16 protein-coding genes are annotated in these 20,222 nt (G+C 50.0%); 8 read left to right on the top strand and 8 right to left on the bottom strand.

The genetic code is table 11. The annotated features are described in order from the left end of the window. The 4 genes from VJY99_RS10315 to actP form a co-directional block, all read left to right on the top strand. Positions 1–1,432: molybdopterin-dependent oxidoreductase (locus tag VJY99_RS10315; protein ID WP_324118042.1), on the top strand; the 1,432-nt coding region annotated here is incomplete at its 5' end. A 253-nt stretch (positions 1,433–1,685) separates the two neighbouring features. After that, positions 1,686–3,641: an acetate--CoA ligase gene (gene acs / locus VJY99_RS10310; protein ID WP_324118040.1), complete on the top strand. Its 1,956-nt coding sequence runs from the start codon at positions 1,686–1,688 to the stop codon at positions 3,639–3,641. Positions 3,642–3,781: 140 nt separating this feature from the next. After that, complete coding sequence (locus tag VJY99_RS10305) at positions 3,782–4,099, top strand: DUF485 domain-containing protein (protein WP_324118038.1); 318 nt, start codon at positions 3,782–3,784, stop codon at positions 4,097–4,099. Further along, positions 4,096–5,754: a cation/acetate symporter ActP gene (gene actP / locus VJY99_RS10300; RefSeq protein WP_324118036.1), complete on the top strand. Its 1,659-nt coding sequence runs from the start codon at positions 4,096–4,098 to the stop codon at positions 5,752–5,754. Before VJY99_RS10305 ends, actP begins: the two co-directional genes overlap by 4 nt. A gap of 233 nt (positions 5,755–5,987) precedes the next feature. On the opposite strand, the gene VJY99_RS10295 is transcribed toward actP, so the two are convergent. Further along, positions 5,988–7,544 carry a hypothetical protein gene (locus tag VJY99_RS10295; protein WP_324118034.1) on the bottom strand — a complete coding sequence of 519 codons (1,557 nt, stop codon included), beginning with the start codon at positions 7,542–7,544 and terminating at the stop codon, positions 5,988–5,990. 86 nt (positions 7,545–7,630) lie between these two features. Here VJY99_RS10295 and VJY99_RS10290 point away from each other — a divergent pair, with 86 nt between their 5' ends. Then, the gene (locus VJY99_RS10290) at positions 7,631–8,923 is read left to right on the top strand and encodes a Gfo/Idh/MocA family oxidoreductase (protein ID WP_324118044.1); all 1,293 of its coding nucleotides are present in this window, start codon (positions 7,631–7,633) and stop codon (positions 8,921–8,923) included. 130 nt (positions 8,924–9,053) lie between these two features. Here VJY99_RS10290 and VJY99_RS10285 read toward each other — a convergent pair whose 3' ends face one another. Genes VJY99_RS10285 through VJY99_RS10275 form a run of 3 tightly spaced genes read right to left on the bottom strand, consistent with a single transcriptional unit; the run spans position 9,054 to position 12,789 of the window. Next, a complete protein-coding gene (locus VJY99_RS10285; RefSeq protein ID WP_324118032.1) occupies positions 9,054–11,192 on the bottom strand; it encodes a polysaccharide biosynthesis tyrosine autokinase in 2,139 nt (712 codons plus the stop codon). 19 nt (positions 11,193–11,211) lie between these two features. Continuing rightward, the gene (locus VJY99_RS10280) at positions 11,212–11,646 is read right to left on the bottom strand and encodes a low molecular weight protein-tyrosine-phosphatase (RefSeq protein WP_324118030.1); all 435 of its coding nucleotides are present in this window, start codon (positions 11,644–11,646) and stop codon (positions 11,212–11,214) included. Continuing rightward, positions 11,647–12,789 carry a polysaccharide export protein gene (locus tag VJY99_RS10275; RefSeq protein WP_324118028.1) on the bottom strand — a complete coding sequence of 381 codons (1,143 nt, stop codon included), beginning with the start codon at positions 12,787–12,789 and terminating at the stop codon, positions 11,647–11,649. Positions 12,790–13,195: 406 nt separating this feature from the next. Between VJY99_RS10275 and VJY99_RS10270 the strand changes: the two genes are divergently transcribed. Continuing rightward, entirely contained in the window at positions 13,196–14,083 is an 888-nt protein-coding gene (locus VJY99_RS10270; protein WP_324118026.1) for a LysR family transcriptional regulator, read from the top strand. 30 nt (positions 14,084–14,113) lie between these two features. On the opposite strand, the gene VJY99_RS10265 is transcribed toward VJY99_RS10270, so the two are convergent. The 4 genes from VJY99_RS10265 to soxR form a co-directional block, all read right to left on the bottom strand. Then, a complete protein-coding gene (locus tag VJY99_RS10265; RefSeq protein WP_324118025.1) occupies positions 14,114–15,760 on the bottom strand; it encodes a Na+/H+ antiporter in 1,647 nt (548 codons plus the stop codon). A gap of 266 nt (positions 15,761–16,026) precedes the next feature. Continuing rightward, positions 16,027–17,376: an NCS2 family permease gene (locus VJY99_RS10260; RefSeq protein WP_324118023.1), complete on the bottom strand. Its 1,350-nt coding sequence runs from the start codon at positions 17,374–17,376 to the stop codon at positions 16,027–16,029. 496 nt (positions 17,377–17,872) lie between these two features. Beyond that, positions 17,873–18,538: a glutathione S-transferase gene (locus tag VJY99_RS10255; protein WP_324118020.1), complete on the bottom strand. Its 666-nt coding sequence runs from the start codon at positions 18,536–18,538 to the stop codon at positions 17,873–17,875. A gap of 301 nt (positions 18,539–18,839) precedes the next feature. Beyond that, positions 18,840–19,295, bottom strand: a complete 456-nt coding sequence (gene soxR, locus VJY99_RS10250; protein WP_324118018.1) for a redox-sensitive transcriptional activator SoxR — start codon at positions 19,293–19,295, stop codon at positions 18,840–18,842. 85 nt (positions 19,296–19,380) lie between these two features. On the opposite strand from soxR, the gene soxS reads away from it, so the two are divergent. Beyond that, positions 19,381–19,704: a superoxide response transcriptional regulator SoxS gene (gene soxS, locus VJY99_RS10245; protein WP_183272413.1), complete on the top strand. Its 324-nt coding sequence runs from the start codon at positions 19,381–19,383 to the stop codon at positions 19,702–19,704. A 235-nt stretch (positions 19,705–19,939) separates the two neighbouring features. Further along, complete coding sequence (locus VJY99_RS10240) at positions 19,940–20,221, top strand: YjcB family protein (protein WP_324118016.1); 282 nt, start codon at positions 19,940–19,942, stop codon at positions 20,219–20,221. The last annotated feature ends 1 nt before the right edge of the window (position 20,222 follow it).

Genomic DNA, 20,222 nt, shown 5'->3' with positions numbered 1-20,222 from the left:
TTACGACCAGTCATTCGTGGCGGCCCGTACTGAAGGTTTCGACGAGTATCGCAAAATTGTGGCGGGCTACACGCCGGAATCCGTTGAGGAAATCACCGGCCTGAAAGCGGCTGATATTCGCCACGCCGCGCGTATGTATGCCAACGCAAAAACGGCCACCATTCTGTGGGGCATGGGTGTGACCCAGTTCTACCAGGGCGTGGAAACCGTTCGCTCGCTGACCAGCCTGGCGTTGATGACCGGTAACCTCGGTAAACCGAACGTGGGTGTGAATCCGGTTCGTGGGCAGAACAACGTTCAGGGTGCCTGTGATATGGGCGCACTGCCGGACACCTATCCGGGCTACCAGTACGTGAAAGATGAGAAGAGCCGCGAGAAGTTCGCCACCGCCTGGGGCGTGCCATCGCTGCCGGCTCACACTGGCTATCGCATCAGCGAATTGCCGCACCGCGTGGCCCATGGCGAAGTGCGTGCGGCGTACATCATGGGTGAAGATCCGCTGCAAACCGATGCGGAGCTTTCGGCAGTGCGTCAGGCGTTTGCCGATATGGAACTGGTGATTGTACAGGACATCTTCATGACCAAAACTGCGGCGGCGGCGGATGTGATTTTGCCGTCCACCTCGTGGGGCGAACATGAAGGCGTTTATACCGCGGCTGACCGGGGTTTCCAGCGCTTCTTTAAAGCGGTAGAACCGAAGTGGGACCTGAAAACGGACTGGCAGATTATCAGTGAAATTGCCACCCGGATGGGCTATCCGATGCACTACCACAACACCCAGCAAATCTGGGATGAGTTGCGCGGCCTGTGCCCGGATTTCTACGGTGCCACTTACGAGAAAATGGGTGAACTGGGTTATATCCAGTGGCCTTGCCGCGACGTCGCTGAAAGTGACCAGGGAACCTCGTTCCTGTATGACGGTAAGTTCGACCGCGAAAACGGTCTGGGCGAGTTCTTTACTTGCGACTGGGCACCGCCCATCGACAAAGTCACCGAAGAGTACCCGATGGTACTTTCCACGGTGCGTGAAGTGGGCCACTACTCCTGCCGTTCGATGACCGGTAACTGTGCGGCACTGGCCGCCCTGGCAGATGAACCAGGTTATGCGCAAATCCACATCGACGATGCCGCCCGTCTGGGTATCGAAGATGAAGCGCTGGTGTGGGTTAATTCACGCAAAGGCCGGGTCATCACGCGGGCAAATGTGAGCGAACGTCCTAATAAAGGTGCCGTTTACATGACCTACCAGTGGTGGATTGGTGCCTGTAATGAGCTGGTGACAGAAAACCTCAGCCCGATAACCAAAACGCCGGAGTACAAGTACTGCGCCGTACGCGTCGAGCCGATTGCCGATCAGCGCGCCGCCGAGCAGTATGTGATTGACGAGTACAGCAAGCTAAAAGCCAGTTTGCGCGAAAGCGCGGCGGGTTAAACCTTTGTAGGGCGGATTAGCGTAAGCGACATTCGCCCTACAAAACATGCCTTTTTTGCCACCCACATCTCATTGTTATAAAAACAAATAGCCTGTTTCTTCTTCCTTCCTTCTCATTGGATTTGTTGATTAAATTTCCAACAATTTAGTTAATGCGTGATCTGTCGCCCAAAAAGTAAACAAAGCTCCCAAAGCCCCTACTATTAACGTTTGCTTGACATATTATTAACATCCTACAAGGAGAAAAAAAGCCATGAGCCAAATACATAAACACGCCATTCCCGCCAACATAGCGGACAATTGCTTGATAAACCCGGAGCAATACCAATCCATGTACCAGCAGTCGGTACATGACCCTGACGCGTTTTGGGGCGAGCAAGGGAAGATCCTTGATTGGATCAAGCCCTATAAGAAGGTGAAAAATACCTCCTTCGCCCCAGGAAATATTTCGATCAAATGGTATGAAGACGGCACACTGAATCTGGCCGCCAACTGCCTGGACAGACACCTGAAAGACAGGGGTGATCAAACAGCGATCATTTGGGAAGGCGACGACGCAACCCAAAGCAAAACCATTACTTACCGCGAATTGCATCGTGAAGTGTGCCGCTTTGCCAATACTTTGGTCGAGCTGGGGATTAAGAAAGGCGATGTGGTCGCGATTTATATGCCGATGGTGCCGGAAGCCGCTGTTGCGATGCTGGCCTGTGCGCGTATTGGTGCCGTCCATTCGGTGATTTTCGGCGGCTTCTCTCCTGAAGCCGTTGCGGGTCGTATTATTGATTCCAGTTCTCGTCTGGTGATTACCGCCGATGAAGGCGTGCGCGCCGGGCGTTCTATTCCGCTGAAGAAAAACGTCGATGAAGCACTGAAAAACCCAGGCGTTAAAACTGTCGAACACGTCGTCGTGCTTAAACGTACCGGCGGGAATATCGAATGGCATCAGGGTCGTGACCTGTGGTGGAACGAGTTGGTCGAAAAAGCCAGCACACACCACCAGCCAGTGGAAATCAACGCCGAAGATCCGCTGTTTATCCTCTACACCTCAGGTTCAACCGGCAAGCCGAAAGGCGTGCTGCACTCCACAGGTGGCTATCTGGTGTATGCCGCAGCCACCTTTAAGTATGTGTTCGATTACCACCAGGGCGATGTGTACTGGTGTACCGCTGATGTGGGTTGGGTAACCGGCCACAGCTATCTGCTATACGGCCCGCTGGCGTGCGGCGCAATCACGTTGATGTTCGAAGGCGTACCAAACTGGCCAGCACCCAATCGCATGGCACAAGTTGTTGATAAGCATAAAGTGAATATTCTCTACACCGCGCCAACGGCGATTCGTGCGCTGATGGCCGAAGGCGATAGAGCGATTGAAAACACCGATCGTTCGTCGCTGCGCATTTTGGGTTCGGTAGGTGAGCCTATCAATCCGGAAGCGTGGGAATGGTACTGGAAGAAAATCGGTAACGAGAAATGCCCGGTGGTCGATACCTGGTGGCAGACAGAAACGGGCGGTTTCATGATTACTCCGCTGCCTGGTGCCACCGAGCTGAAAGCCGGTTCCGCGACTCGCCCATTCTTTGGTGTTCAGCCAGCTCTGGTGGATAACGAAGGCAACCCACAACAGGGGGCGACCGAAGGCAATCTGGTGATCACCGACTCGTGGCCGGGCCAGGCGCGCACGCTGTTTGGTGACCACGAACGTTTCGAGCAGACCTATTTCTCAACCTTTAAAAACATGTACTTCAGTGGCGACGGCGCGCGTCGTGACGAAGACGGTTATTACTGGATTACCGGGCGCGTGGACGACGTGCTGAACGTATCCGGACACCGTCTGGGCACCGCAGAAATCGAGTCAGCGTTGGTGTCGCATCCGAAAGTCGCTGAAGCGGCAGTGGTCGGCATTCCACACAACATTAAAGGCCAGGCGATTTACGCGTATGTCACGCTAAACCACGGCGAAGAGCCAACGCCTGAGCTGTATACCGAAGTGCGTAACTGGGTGCGTAAAGAGATTGGCCCACTTGCCACGCCGGATATTCTGCACTGGACAGATTCACTACCCAAAACCCGCTCCGGCAAAATTATGCGTCGCATTTTGCGCAAAATTGCCGCCGGCGACACCAGTAACTTTGGTGATACTTCAACGCTTGCCGATCCGGGTGTTGTTGAGAAGCTACTGGAAGAAAAACAAGCTATTACCATGCCTTAATCGCACGACCCCTTCTCCACAAGGAGAAGGGAAAAACAATAAAAACCTTAACCCTACCCCTCATCCCCAAAGAATTTTGCACCGCAGGCTACACACCTGCGGCGCAAAAGACGCAGGGGATGAACTCTGGAGACTGTGTGATGAGTGACCAAAACATTTGTCAGCGGATAGAAGACAGTACACATTTCAGGGAGTTAGTCGCTAAACGGCAACGGTTTGCCACCATTTTATCTCTCATCATGTTGGTGATTTACATCAGCTTTATATTGTTGATTGCCTTTGCTCCCGGCTGGTTGGGCACGCCTTTACACGAAGGCACAACCGTAACGCGGGGGATTCCTATTGGTGTTGGCGTGATTTTGATCTCTTTCTTCCTGACCGGCGTTTATGTCTGGCGGGCGAATGGTGAATTTGACCGTCTGAATAATGCAGTTCTGCGCGAGGTGAAGGTATCATGAAACGTCTTTTCGGTGTCCTCGCCGCCCCGCTCCTGAGCCTGCCTGCGTCCGCCTTTGCGGCGGATGCGATTACAGGGGCCGTACAGCGCCAGCCAACTAACTGGCAGGCGATCATTATGTTCGTGATTTTCGTCGCCTTTACTTTAGGTATTACCTATTGGGCGTCAAAACGCACACGTACCCGTAACGATTACTACACCGCAGGCGGCAATATTACTGGCTTCCAGAATGGCCTGGCGATTGCGGGTGACTATATGTCTGCCGCTTCGTTCCTCGGTATTTCGGCGCTGGTATTTACCTCCGGTTATGACGGTCTGATTTACTCGCTGGGCTTTTTGGTCGGCTGGCCAATTATCCTGTTCCTGATTGCTGAACGCCTGCGTAACTTGGGTAAATACACCTTTGCTGACGTGGCTTCGTATCGTCTGAAACAAGGGCCCATTCGTATTCTGTCGGCCTGCGGTTCACTGGTCGTGGTAGCACTTTACCTGATTGCCCAGATGGTGGGCGCGGGTAAACTTATCCAACTGCTATTTGGCTTGAACTACCATGTTGCGGTAGTACTGGTCGGCGTGTTGATGGTGATGTATGTGTTGTTCGGCGGCATGCTGGCAACCACCTGGGTACAAATCATCAAAGCGGTATTGCTGCTGTTCGGTGCAAGTTTCATGGCCTTTATGGTAATGAAACATGTGGGCTTCAGCTTTAACAACCTGTTCGCTGAAGCCATTGCGGTACACCCGAAAGGTGCGGCGATCATGAGCCCTGGCGGGCTGGTGAAAGACCCGATATCAGCGCTTTCGCTGGGATTAGGCTTGATGTTTGGTACCGCCGGTTTGCCACACATCCTGATGCGTTTCTTCACCGTAAGCGATGCCCGCGAAGCGCGTAAAAGCGTGCTTTTTGCCACCGGTTTTATGGGTTATTTCTACATCCTGACCTTTATCATCGGCTTTGGCGCCATCATGTTGGTGGGTGCAAACCCAGCCTTTAAAGATGCCGCTGGCTTGCTGATTGGTGGCAACAACATGGCGGCGATTCACCTGGCTAATGCCGTGGGTGGCAGCTTGTTCCTGGGCTTTATCTCGGCGGTTGCCTTCGCCACCATTCTTGCCGTGGTAGCAGGTTTAACATTGGCGGGTGCGTCTGCGGTTTCGCATGACCTTTACGCTAACGTATTCCGTAAAGGGGCGTCTGAACGTGATGAGCTGAGAGTATCGAAAATCACGGTTCTGGTGCTGGGCGTGGTGGCTATCCTGTTGGGGATTTTGTTCGAGAAACAAAACATCGCCTTCATGGTCGGCCTGGCGTTCTCGATTGCGGCGAGCTGTAACTTCCCAATTATTCTGCTCTCCATGTACTGGTCAAAACTGACCACACGTGGCGCGATGATTGGCGGCTGGCTCGGCTTGATTACCGCAGTGCTGTTGATGATCCTCGGCCCAACCGTTTGGGTACAGGTTCTCGGCCACGCTTCGGCTATCTTCCCGTATGAATACCCGGCGCTGTTCTCGATTCTGGTCGCGTTTGTCGGTATCTGGGTGTTCTCAGCCACCGATAACAGCCCTGAGGGTAATCTGGAGCGTGAGAAATTCCGTGCTCAGTTCATCCGTTCCCAAACCGGGATTGGTATTGAACAAGGCCGCGCACACTGATTAGCGTTATCTCTTCCCGGCTCGTGTGAGCCGGGAAATTTCTCTCCGACAGACTTCACACTTCCCCCCGCTCAATACACCGTTGATCACAGTTTTCCGCTCATCAAACGTGATTCTCATCACAGAGAACTTTGCCATTCTGCGAGCTTGATCGCGAGTTTTGTCATTGCCAGCTTCAGCACCGTTTTGCTTACCGATTCCCGCACGACACCTCAGTACCAGAGCTCTTATGATTATCTCAACAGGCTCGCTGCGAACTCATGTAACCGTTCGGCATTGAGCAGTAATGAAACGTAGTGCGGGCTGCCTGATGGCGGCGAATCAGCCCAACGTTCAAGCCTGTCGGCAAAGCGCAGTAAGGTTTCCCGATGCTGAGCGGCGGTTTTCGCTACCTGTGCAGCGTCGCCGTAATGTTCGCCCATTTGCATGTCGCTGACGGCGAAAGCGACGCGTGAGAATAACTGGCCGTACATTTCGGCGTTACACCAAGCGGCTTCCAGGCGTTCCAGCGTGTCGTTTTGGCAGGTGATACGCAGTTCGCGTAGCTGTTGTACTGCAGAGGTCGCAAGAAACTGGGCGCTCTCTTTTTCAAGCCCGATCAACTGGCGTTGATCGGCACCGAGTTTGGGGTCGTCAGTCGGAAACAGTGGCTGAAAAGCCTGTACCCAGTTGGCGCTGCGAATGTCGGTATGCAGCAGTTGCTGTGCTTGTGCATAGCTTTCCGGGATTTGGCTTTGGTAGTGCATGCGCCGCCCGAGCAGATTGGGTGTTTTGCATAACCAGTCGTAGCTTGAGGTGTACAAATCGCTAAAACGTTGGCGGTCTGATTTGCTACGAAAACCGAGTTTTTGCTGCTCAATCCAGTTGTCGATGACCGAAGCAGGTGCTGTGTTATTCGCCGCACTCAGGCCGAACAGATTGATGGCGTTAGCAGAATCCATCGTCAGACCGTCAGGCAGCCACTGCCACGAAACGCGTGAGGTGATGGTTTCGATGTTGTGGTCATTGAGGCTGGTCGCCCAACTCAAGCGCCCCTGGATTTCATCGCCCAAATAACAAGGCAGGACAGTCCAGCCGTAGCCGATGCCCCAGAGATCGTATTCAATCCATTTTTTACGCCCGCTGAGCGCAACAATATTCGGGTGGTTAGCAAAACCGGGATGGTAATCCAGCTCCGTGGCTTTTATCGAGGCACGAACATCATCCGGCAGACCCGATAACACGCGGGAAAGTTGCTGGCGCGGCCAACTGGTATCAATGAAATCGCGCAGGATGAGTTTTTTACCCTGTGCACGTAACAGGCTCCAGACGTGATGCAGGCTTTGCTGCCAGCCGTCGGTCTGAAATTGCGGAGTGGTCAGGCTTAATATCAAGCCGCCCAGATGCGGTAATAACGGTAATAACCGGGTCAATATCGATGAATAAAACTGTTGCCAGAAATCAGGCGTGCTGTGCTCATCAAAAGAAAACTCAGGAAATTTACGTCTGATGATGTCATCGGTTGGCGCGGCTTCGCCTTGCAGCCAAAAGCTGAGGTTATTTTCCTGCAAATAAGCACCGACTTTTTTTAAATATTGCAGGGCGTTTTTTTGCTGGTGAATAAGATTTTCAACGTCGAGGCGGTAACTCAGCGGTGACGGTGTCGCCAGCAGCGAAAGCAACTCCTGCTGATGAAGAATAATGCCGGTAAAACCGTGAGCTCTGGCGGCATTGACACAAGAAACAAACCACGGCCAGTGCCAAATAAACGGGCTGTTTAACTCCATTAATTGATGCGGAACCAGTTTCATACGCATTACCGGGAATATTGCCAGGCTGGAATTGTAGGGTGGATAGGCGAAGCCGTCATCCACCACTTATTTAATATGAGGGCATGATGAAAAAATATGCGTTGGTAGGAACCGGTGGCCGTGCGGGATTATATATCGAGGCTATCGGCGGAAAATGGAAAGACAATGCGCAACTGGTCGCTTTTTGCGATACCAATCAGACGCGCATGAATTACGCCAATAAGCTGCTGACCAACACAGGTGCGGCACCGGCGTCGACCTGGAAAGCCGCAGATTTCGAAACCATGATCCGCGAGATGCGCCCGGATATTGTCATTGTCACCACCATGGACCGCACGCATGACGATTACATCGTGCGCGCGCTGCATGCGGGTTGCGATGTGATTACCGAAAAACCGATGACCATTGATGAACAACGCGCCCTGCGCATTCTGGATGCCATCGAACAAACCGGCCGCGAAGTGCGCGTCGCGTTTAATTATCGTTATGCGCCACACCACAGCAAAATCCGTGAACTGCTGATGGATGAGACCATCGGTGAAGTGTTCTCGGTGCATTTCGAATGGTTACTTAACACCGAACATGGCGCGGATTACTTCCGTCGCTGGCACCGCGAAAAACGTAACAGTGGCGGCCTGCTGGTGCATAAATCTACCCATCACTTTGACCTGATGAACTTCTGGTTGGGCAGTTATCCGGAACGAGTGTATGCAGAAGGTGGCTTGCGTTTTTACGGCAAAGAGAATGCAGAAAAGCGCGGTGTCTCGCAGTTTTATCCACGGGCTAATGGTTTTGCGGCGGCTAAAGATGACCCGTTTGCGCTACACATGGAAGAAAATGCGCAACTCAAAGCGTTGTATCTGGATGCGGAACACGAAGATAACTACTTCCGCGACCAGAGCGTATTCAGCGAGGGTATTAACATCGAAGATACGCTGTCAGTGCTGGTGAAGTACCAAAACCAGGTGCAGATGACCTATTCACTGAATGCTTATTTGCCGTGGGAAGGGCTGAATGTGGTGTTCAACGGCAGCCGTGGGCGACTTGAGATGAAACTGGTGGAGATGTCTTACGTCAATGCCGGTGGCGAACGTGAAAATGAAGGTAGCCTGGAAAGTTGTGATATCACCGTGTTCCCGATGTTTGCTGCACCTTACAAAGCTGATTTCAGTATTGGTGCAGGCGGACACGGCGGTGGCGATAACGCCATGCTGGCCGACTTATTCGGCGAACCAGGCAATGATCCGCTGAAACGCGCCGCCGACCATCGTGCCGGAGCGATGTCGATTCTGACCGGGATTGCCGGGAACATTTCGATGCAGCAACAGCGCCCAGTTTGGTTTAAAGAGTTTGAACTGGTTTCACGGTTGAAACGCTAGTTTTTAACTTTTCTGGGGGATGAGGTTGGGATAAGGGCGGTGGTGAAATGATACCGCAACCCTCTCCCTAACTCTCTCCCCAACACTCTCCCTCAGGAAGGGAGCGTCACAACCCGCTTTTCTTCTCCTTCTAAACCTTTTGGGAATAGTAAGGATATTCGTAAGCCGAAATGTCCCTTTTTTGCACGCCGTTAAACACCACGTAGTCCAGTTCAACATGACATTTTTTGAAGCGGTTTAGTGCCGTAACCAACTCTTTCACCGTGTTAGTTTTATAGCGCAAAACAAGCAGTGACAGGCCAATATGTTGAGCCGCTATCGCCGCATCAGTGATTGATAATATCGGCGGCGTATCGACAATCACGTAATCATACTCACGTTGCGCCCATTGCATTAACTGCGCAAAATTCTCATGCATTAAAAGCTCAGAGGACAACGCGGATACCGCACCATGGGAGATAAAATCAAGACCTGGTTTAGTCGAAGACTGGACAGCATCTTTAAACTCGATTTTATTTTGTAAAATCTCACTCAGACCGCATTGTTCTTTAAGCCCAAGCATTTCATGCAGATAACCAAGCCGTAAATCAGCATCAATGAGTAAAATGCGTTTCCCGGTATCCGCCATCACAGCGGCCAGATTACCGCACATAAACGTTTTCCCAGCCCCCGGCGTCGCACCAGAAATCAGGAAGCTATTTTTATCCGCTTGCTTAAGGGCGATGAAAATACCTGTTCGCAAACTACGCAGTGCCTCAATAGTCAGATCCTCAGGATGTTCGCGAGCGAGCCAAAAATCTTTGCGTATAGGTTTGGTTTTGAATTTTCGGAATATTTGGCTTTGCGGCCATTGACTCCACGGGACTGAAGCCAAAACCTCCACACCATAATTTTCAATAGATTGAGTGTCTTCCAGAAGACGGCGGAATAGAGAAGCAACCAGGCAATATCCGCTGGAAAAAATGAACCCTAACATCGCGCCTAATACAGCACTCAATCCCCTTACTTTTCCGATAGGTTTTGGATCGCTAATGGCTTCATCAACTATCCTGATAGTCGCCACCGTGCTGGCCTTTGCGATGCCGAACTCATGTTGCTTTGCCAGCAACTGCATATAAATTGCCTGCCCAGCTTCTACATCTCGCTTAATGCTCAATATTTCCTGCTGTTTTTTTGGCATTGTCGAAATGGCCTGAGTTAGCGTGCTTTTCTCTTTATTCATCAGCGCTTCTTTTTCCAACAAGGCACGATAAATCGGGTGGCTTTTGGTATAGCGTTTCGAAAGTTCAGCCTTAGCCAGTTGTAATTCATTTTGCTGTGATTGAATGGCAACCGATGATTCCAGAACCGATTTCGCTTCCAGGGGGAGATCAATAGATCCATTTTCTTCTTTAAAAATATTGAGTTGTCTGTCGGCCCGATTAAGGCTTTCCAGCGCGACAGGGAGCAAGCTGTTGACGAAATCAAGGCTTTTGGATGCCTCCTCCGCCCGTTGCGTCATATTGTCTTCTCTGAAATTCTGGCTGATGTTGTTGAGGATTTGCACAATCTTTTGTTTATTGTTCCCCGTGAGAGAGACGTTGAGCAGATCGCTATCTTTTTTCAATTCCTCTGCGGTCAGGCGTTTGAGCAAATCCTGTATCACGGTAAATTTGGAATGGCGGATGAGAATAAACTCCGTTCCTGCCGGCGCAGAGATGTTTGCCACTTTGATGGTAAAGCCACTGTGATTCAGGGTTTGATTGACCTTTCCTGAGAAAACACCGTTTTCCCCAAGGTTAAGTTGGTAGCTGTTGGGGGAAAGCACTGTCAACTGCCAATCCATATCTTCACTTTCCGGCGGGACGCTGAACGTCGGGACAACAATAGTGGGCGTTTTTTTATTGGAAAATGCGGCCAGTAAATCGCCAATATAAGGGAGGCGTTTCTCACGTACGGTAAGCTGTAACCCCATTTCCTCAATGGTCATGCTGAGAACCCGTCGGGATTTGAGGATACCTATTTCTGTTGCCGAGGAAGACTCGTCATTGCCCAATGGGCTCATCAATTTACTGATAAGGTTATTTTTAGGGTTTTTATCTAATTGAATTAATATACTGGCGACATAAGTTGGCTGTTGCGTTGCCATGTATAAAAAAGTCAGAGTGGCGAAAAACACCGTAGTGATAATTATTTTATACTTATTAGAGTAAAGCATTAGCACAATCTGAATGAGATCAATCTCACCCACATTATCTCTTGCAGAAATAAGTTCTGTATCCATTTTCATAAGATTTATTCAGTCCATTTTAAAATAGCAATACTTTTTTCCATGCTGTTGTCGCATCCATCAACATCTGAAAAGTTATTCGAGAGAATTCATGACTTTTCCTGTAAGGGTCAGGAATATCCGCCCCCCCATTCCAGTGAGTTAATAGATGGCATTTGCCACTGAGTTGTGGGTATTGGTGATGAATCACTTCCGCATGCTTCGCTTCCATCACTAATATGAGATCATACTCAAGGCCTTTTTCAGGAGTGAATTTCTTCGAACGATGGTCAGTAAGAACCATCCCTTTTTCCTCAGCAAGGTCTATCATCACGCTATCCGCTAACATGTCTTCATAGGCATTTAGGCCTGCAGAATGGACAGTAATGCGAGGATATAATTGAGCCAATAGCCGTTCAGCAACCGGTGAACGGCAAAGATTTCCGGTGCAAATAACCAGAATTGAAGCAATCATTTATTTACCCCAGTTATGAATGAAGTTAGCAGACTCGGTAATTTCTTTGACTCCGCTAATGGTTGGGATTAACTGACTAATGATGCGATTCCAGCGCGCAATGGGAGCGCTAGTGACATAGACAATGTCGTAAGGTTCTAACTGAAAGCTGGTGCCCATCACAAGAGCACTGGCATCGGAAGCATCCAGTTGATAAATGTTGGCAATTTTTTGGTCAGTTTGATTATTGCTTTGGGCGCGAATGACGAAAATACCTGTCGCATCGGAAGTCATTTGATTAATGCCTTCTGCTCGACCAAGTGCTTCTGTCAGCGTCATGCCACTGCTGTCCATTTTAAGCATTGTTTGTTTATTGACTTCACCCATCACAAACACTTTCAGTTCGTCATTGCGTGGGACAAAAAGAATATCTCCGGCGAGTAATAACCTGTTTTGCGTCAGGTCCCCTGATTTCAATAATGCTTTTAGAGAGATCATTTCTTTATGACCCGCACGGCTTAATATCACGTGATTCCAGTCAGCAAACTCGGTTAAACCTCCCGCATTATTGAGTGCGTCGATAATTGTGAGAGGAACATTGGTAATCGCTTGTTGCCCAGACTTTGTGACTTCACCGGTAATATAGGCCTTCTGAGAACGAAAACCGGCGACGCTAACATCAACCTGCGGGGATTCAATCCACGGTGCGAGTTTTTCGGTTAACGTTTGACGCACATCTTCTAATGTTTTTCCATCGACATGAATTATCCCTGCATAGGGATAAAAAATCGTCCCATTCGCTTGTACCCAGTTTCCAGTATCACTGGCGCTACGATATTGCCCGGCTGGAGTCGTTAATTCTGGGTGATCCCAGACCGTCACCATCAGTATATCGCCCACACCAATTCGGTAATTGTATTGCTGAATGAGTTTCTCAAGCTCGGGATTGGCCTGGGTGGTGATTTTGGGAGCCATCAGCGAAGAGGTAAGCTTTGGCGATATAGGGTAAATATTCACCAATGAATTAATGTCTACCGTAGCACGGTGCTCTTTAGCCAAGTTTTTATTGGAAACATCTAGATGAGTACCAGGAATTATCGTGCAACCACTCACGAGGGAAAGCAGTGAAAAAATCACTGGTTTAATTAATATTAGTTTATTCATTATATCCGCGACAGAGGAAATTGGTGCCTAGCTGACCAATAGATAACAGCTTAAATAGTGACTAATAATCTTCGATATCCGTGAAATATTTAGCCAGCACGCCCATCAATAATCATTAAACCTTATTCTGTCAATGCAGCATTAATTAATAATATATCAAGCTATTATTAACATCCCCGGAACAGTAGCAACCAATGAACATTCCTGAGGAAGAAATCATTGTTTATTTCCCCCACCAGCGCGGTAGTCGCGGCAAGTGCCAGCAGTCTGAACAGGCGTAAATCCCCGTCATGCCACGACCATGAGAGCAGCATTCCAAAGAATTGTGAGATGGCGATTAGAGTTAGCCAACGGTATCGAAATAAATGAATTAAAATCATCATAGGTACAGTTAACGGGAATAGTTATGGACATCAGGACACTGCGTTATTTTGTTGAGGTGGTTCGCCAGCAAAGTTTTACCCGCGCGGCCCAAAAGATGTTCGTCACTCAGCCGACCATCAGTAAGATGCTGCGCAACCTCGAAGAGGAGCTCGGCTGCACGCTGCTGATTCGCGATGGGCGAAAACTATTACTGACGGATACGGGCGAGGTGGTTTATCAACACGGTTTGGCTATTTTGGCGGAGTTTCGCCAGCTGGAAGTCGAACTTGGCGACATTAATCATCTCAAAAAAGGCGTGCTGCGCCTCGGCATTCCCCCGATGGTCGGCATGCTCATGGCTGGGCCAATTAGCCTGTATCGTCAACGCTACCCAACTGTTGAACTGAAGATTTCCGAATTTGGCGGACTGACCATGCAACAGGCGGTGCTCAATGGAGAACTGGATGTCGCCATGACTGCCTTACCCGTTGATGACGAACATACCTTTTCCACGTTGCCTTTGATCCAGAACCCACTATGTGTTTTGGTACCGCGTTCAGGCCCGTGGACGACACGCGAAAGTATTGACCCTATTGAACTTGCTGCTCATCCATTGCTTATCTACAACGAAGATTTCTCCTTAAGCCGCCAGTTAATTCAGCTGTTTCATGAGCATGGATTTACGCCGCGTATTGCGGTGCGCAGTGGGCAGTGGGATTTCCTCGCCGCCATGGTGCAGGCCGGTGTTGGGATTGCGATTTTGCCAGAGATTATTTGTCAAAAGCTGGATAAAAACACGCTGATGTGGCTGCCGCTAAACAGTAATTTGGCGTGGCAACTGGCGATGATTTGGCGTGAAGGGGTTTATATTTCGCATAGCGCGCAGGCGTGGATTGCATGTTGTAAGGAGTTTTGGCCGGAGTTGCCGTAGAGGGAATTGCTCCCTCCACCACTGACTCACTTACTGCTGCTCAACCAACAACGCCTCGAGCAAATCCAAATCGTGCAGCAGCTTCATTAACGTTTCATTGCTGATTTTCTGCGTCGCACGTAAATGGTAAAGCTCGGCACGCTCGGAACGTAATGCGGCAAGACGGAAACGGCGTTCAAGGTTCTCTTCAAGCTCGCTGTTTTCCATATCATTTCGCCCGTCAGCCCGGCGACGCAAGTTCCCTATCACGCGTGAACTCACCTCTTTAAGCAACTGATCGTCGATGTTCTCGTTAACGTCAGATTGCAGGCGTTGTTCCATTTTCTCAATCGCGACAATCGCGACTTCAGCCGTTGCGGCACGGGCAATACGCTCCTCCTGCCGTGCCATCGATTTGTCAGGAATTTCGACATTACGTAGCAAAATCGGCAGCATAATCACCCCGGTAAATAGCGAGAAGAGAATCACGCCAGCTGCAATGAAGATAAGCTCATAACGCGCCGGGAAGGGTGTTCCGTCACCTAACAGCAGCGGAATGGATAACACGCCGGCAAGGGTGATAGCGCCGCGCACGCCAGCAAATGAGGCAATGCACAACTCGCGCATGGTGTAAGAACCGAACTCCAGCGGGCGCTTTTTCATAAAGCGCAGACTGATGCGTTTCATCGACCACAGCCACAAGAAACGCACACCAATCAGGGCGAAATAGATAAGCCCGACATCGACAAACAGCATCCATAATTCAACGTTTGGATCAGCGTTGGCCGCAGCAATAGACGTTTTCATGATGCCGGGTAATTGCAGGCCTAACAGCAAGAACACCATGCCGTTGAATACAAATTCGAGCATTGCCCAGACGCTGTTCGCACGCAGGCGCATCGCCAGCGGCGCACTGCGCAACACCCCAGAACGGGTGATTGTCATACCGGCGGCAACGACGGCAAGGATGCCAGAAACACCGATATGTTCGGCAATCAGGTAAGAGGCAAAAGGCAGCAGTAACAGCAGCAGGATTTGCGTAGCGGGTTCGTCACCGCTCCAGCGGCTCATCAGACGTAACGATTTGCCATACAGCCAGCTCACGGCAATCCCCGCCAGCAGGCCACCAATCGCCACTTTGAAGAACTCAAGCGTTGCCCCGCCGATGCTAAACACCATCGTCCCCACGGCAACCGCCACCGCCAGTTTTAACGAGACCAGGCCGGACGCGTCGTTCATTAACGCTTCGCCCTGCAAAATCCCCATAATTTTCTTCGGAATGCGCCCTTCCCCGACGATGCCTGAAAGCGCTACGGCATCTGTCGGCGAGAGCACAGCCGCCAGTGCAAACGCGGCAAGCAGTGGGATACCCGGCACCACAGCGTAAATCAGGAAGCCAATACCGATGACAGTGACCAGTACCAATACCAGCGCAAGGCCGATGATTTCACGCCCATGGTTAAGAAATTCGTGTGTCGGGGTTTTCCAACCATCGGCAAACAGCAATGGCGGGATAAATAGCACCAGAAACAGTTCTGGGTTGAAATCGACATGCAAACCAAAGTGCGGCCAGGCGAGCATTGCACCTATCGCTATCTGCATTAATGGAAGCGGGATCTGGAATGGCAACATACGTGTCGCGACGCCAGACAAAGAGACCACAAGGGTCATGATGAGAATAGTAAAGAAGATTTCCATGCTTTCCTTCGTCGCGGTGTTTTGTGAAACCCTTTTTGCAGGATGTTGTTCTTATAGTAAAACAACTTTATACACCGGAATGAAACAGGAAGTGACTTGAAGTGAGTCTGGAGGAGTTTTGTAAGGCGGGTAAGCTTGCGCTCCCCGCCGATATTACTGGTGGATGGCGCTATCGCTTATCCACCCTACAAATGCTGAAAACTGTTTACTCTAAATAATTCACGTTGCAGCCAACAACCCTGCGGCTTGAAGTATGACGAGTAAAATTAAATGGCCCAGCCGCCTGCGTAGAAGGCGACTAATGCGATGGCAATAGCCACGGTTCCGATGTTCAGCTTACGCCACTCACCCGACACGACACGGCCAATCACCAGCGATGCGAAACCAATCATGATGCCGGTAACGATGTTACAGGTCAGCACGATGAATACCGCAGTAATCAGGCCAGCCATTGCATCAACGAAATCAGTGAAGTCGATTTTTGCAACGTTGCCCAACATCAGCAGACCGACATACATCAGCGCCGGAGCGGTCGCGTAGGCAGGAACCAGATAAGAGAGCGGAGAAAGGAAAAGAATCAGCAGGAACAGCACGCCAACGGTGATTGCTGTCAGGCCGGTTTTACCACCCGCCGCAGTACCTGCCGCAGACTCGATATATACCGCAGCTGGAGCTGCACCCACCAGGCCTGAGAACACGGAGCTCAAGGAGTCGGTAGTCAGTGCTTTGCCGCCATCAATGATTTGACCGTCTTTATCCAGCAGATTTGCCTGGCCTGCAACAGCACGGATGGTGCCGGTTGCATCGAATACCGCCGTCATCACCAACGCCAGAACGCTTGGTAACACCACCGGATTCAGTGCGCCCATAATATCCAGGCTACCAATCAGTGAATGACCCGTTTCATCTTCCAGCGAAGGCATAGCGAAGAGGCCAGAGAAATGTACCGCTGGGTCGAAGATCAGGCCAAAAATAGAAATACCGATGATGGTCAGCAGAATGCCGCCAGGGACTTTCAGTTTTTCCAAACCGATGATCACCGCCAGGCCAATCAAAGACATAATGACTGGGAGGCTGGCGAAATGGCCGAGAGCGACTGGCAAACCATCCAGTGGGTTTTTGATAACCAGACCGACACCGTTTGCCGCAATCAGCAGCAGGAACAAGCCGATACCGATACCGGTGCCATGCGCAACACCCATCGGTAAGTTACGCAAAATCCAGCTACGAATACCGGTCGCGGAGATGAGGGTGAACAACACACCCATCAGGAAGACGGCACCCAGAGCAACAGGCACGGTGATGTGCTGACCCAATACCAGGCTGAATGCGGTAAAAGCAGTCAGTGAAATGGCGCAACCAATTGCCAACGGCAGGTTTGCCCAAAGGCCCATGACAAGAGAGCCGATACCCGCAACCAGACACGTTGCCACAAAGACCGCGGCAGGAGGGAAACCTGCTTTCCCGAGCATGCTCGGAACAACGATCACGGAGTACACCATCGCGAGGAAAGTGGTTAAACCCGCCACAACTTCCTGACGAACGGTACTGCCACGTGCAGATATTTTGAACCAGGCATCAAGACCGCCGGTTGCACGCGGAGAATGTTTAGACATAGTGAAAAATCCCCTGAGATTTTTATGATTACGTCGGTATACGTGGTTGGCAGACCGCTGCCAATTAAACGAATTATACGAATTGATCCCTGTGCTGCGTTTGTGACAAAAAGGGGCGTCACAAAAAAAGCAAACGTTTAACTCCGCGTATACAAACTGGGTGTAAAAATGAAGGCAAACGATTATCCGGCCTTATTACATGTATTTTCAACCGAACTTTGCCGCTTTTTGCGGAAAAAGGTATTAGCAGGCGAAATTATCGCCACCTCGTGCGCAAACGTTATCGTCGATGCGCAATTTAGCAACAATGATGCAAGATACCGTTAATCAATTTTCCTGACTCATAGGATTTTTCGATAGCGATAAACTCAATATCCTAAATAATTCGATTTGCATCGCGGCGGCTCAGAACAAGTCCCGATGCGCTGACATAAGTAAGCGATGACTCGGGCCTTGAACGTCGCCAACAAAGAGGCAAATTGAAGTATGACGGATATTATCCGGGGATCTCGAACGGCCCACCCTGTTCAATCGCTCGCTGCCAGGCCGGACGCATTTTTACTTTATTAAGCCAATTTTGCAGATTGGGTAGATCATTGATGCCGCCGCGAGACAGTAAAGCGACTACCGGGAAACTCATTTGAATATCCGCCGCACTGAATGTCTGGCCTGCAAACCACGGATTTTTTTGCAGTGAATCTTCGAGATAACGCGCATGGGTCATAATCTGTTTGTTCAGATAAGCCTTTTGCACACCCTGCCCCAACAAACTCCCCACCGGACGCAGCAACCACGGAACCGGTTCTTTCCCTAAGCTGCCAAATACCAGTTTCATCATTAACAATGGCATTAACGATCCTTCGGCGTAATGCAGCCAAAATCGATAATGCAGTTTTTCATCGTTGGAAATCGGTTTGAAGCGGCTTTCTGTATCGTAGGTTTCTTGCAGGTATTCAATGATAGCCCCTGACTCTGCAAGGATATTGCCGTTATCTTCCACCACCGGTGACTTCCCTAACGGGTGTACAGCCTTTAACGACTCCGGTGCCAGCATGGTGGATTCGCGCTGATAGCGAACAATCTGGTAGGGCACCTGCAGCTCTTCAAGCATCCATAAAATACGTTGCGAGCGTGAGTTGTTGAGATGATGAACAATAAGCATGATTTAACCTTCTGTTTAGCAGGATGCGTTAACTATAGGTAAATGTGTAAAAAGTGAAGCATAAGATATGGACAAAAAACACACAAAATACCTTGAAACCTGGCTAAGGGGATCTACACTTAAATTGTCAGTGCAATCCGGAACCTCCTGAGAATGTGTGATTGAGGGACGCTGATGTCGGGGGAAACCCTCCTTGCGAAAAGCGGGATAGATCGAAAGACAAAGACCGGGAAAAAACTAAAGCGCCGAAGTTTGGCGCTTTAGTTATGTGGGTTAGTACCGCGACCTCCACCGGCCATTTCTAGTCTTCCAGAAGACGCGCGCCCGTCCCCTGCTCACCCAGTTTGTCACCAGGGTTGCGCAATGGGCAATCGGCCCCGGACAAACAACCACAACCAATACAACCATCCAGTTCATCCCGCAGTGCCGTTAACGTATGAATGCGCCGTTCCAGTTCTTCACGCCATTGCGACGACATCTTTTTCCAGTCGTTTTTATTAATTTTATGCCCATCGGGCAGCACACCAAACTCTTCACCAATCGTTGCCAGGGGAATGCCAATACGCTGCGCAATTTTAATGATTGCCACGTTTCGCAGCACATCACGCGTGTAGCGCCGTTGGTTTCCGCTATTACGTACGCTTTTGATGAGCCCTTTACTTTCATAAAAGTGCAACGCTGAAACTGCCACACCACTGCGCCTGGCCACTTCGCCAGGGCTTAGCAAAGATTTAAATCGGGGGGATTTCTTTTCCATAATGCGCTTTACCTCAAGTTAACTTGAGGAATTATACTCGCTGCCAACAAAACCTGCTAACCGCAATCAGGCTTGAGGATGATGTATGGCACATCAGGATATTATTCAAACATTGACTGAATGGATTGACGATCATATTGATCAACCGCTGAACATTGACGTTGTGGCAAAAAAATCTGGTTATTCAAAGTGGTATCTGCAACGGATGTTCCGTACGGTGAAGCGCCAGACCTTAGGCGAATACATTCGACAGCGCCGTTTGTTGATGGCGGCTAAAGAGTTACGTAACACCCGGCGCCCGATTTTTGATATCGCAATGGATTACGGTTATGTCTCTCAGCAGACTTTTTCACGTGTTTTTCGCCGTGAATTTGACCGTACACCGACTGACTATCGTCATCACGCCTGACGCTATTTGCAAAAGATTTGCTGCCTAAGCACCTCGAAAAACGGAACAGAAAATGCGCTGCAAAAGTGGCGATTAAAAGAACAAACGTGATATAGTTCACAAATCCTGTGTAACAGGATTATTCTTACATTTTCTGTATCCACTCATTTTCCAGACGGTCCCCGAGCTGTTTTTTCGCGCCTGAGCGCGCGTAACCGTTATGCGTAATGAGCCAGGTAATCGAGGAACAGCTTCCATGACGGCAATCACTACCAGCGTTTTGCTACTGCGTTGGCCTTTAGTCAGTGCGGTTTTGATGTTTTTAGCCAGCACGATGAATATTCAGTTTCGCAAATCCGACTATACGTTTTTGGCGGTCATCAGCAGTGGTATTGGTATCACTGCTGCATTATGTTTTGCGACCGGTTTACTGGGCCTTACCTTGGCCGATTTCCCGGTGATTTGGGCATCGTTTAAAGACATCATGCTTGAAATGTTGAGTCACACCCCGCCCGAATGGCCGATGGTGATAACCTGAT

Source organism: Buttiauxella sp. (genome assembly GCF_035271705.1).
Taxonomy (GTDB): Bacteria; Pseudomonadota; Gammaproteobacteria; order Enterobacterales; family Enterobacteriaceae; genus Buttiauxella.
The sequence above is the reverse complement of the archived record's forward strand: the minus strand, read 5'-3'. Positions and strand labels throughout refer to the sequence as shown.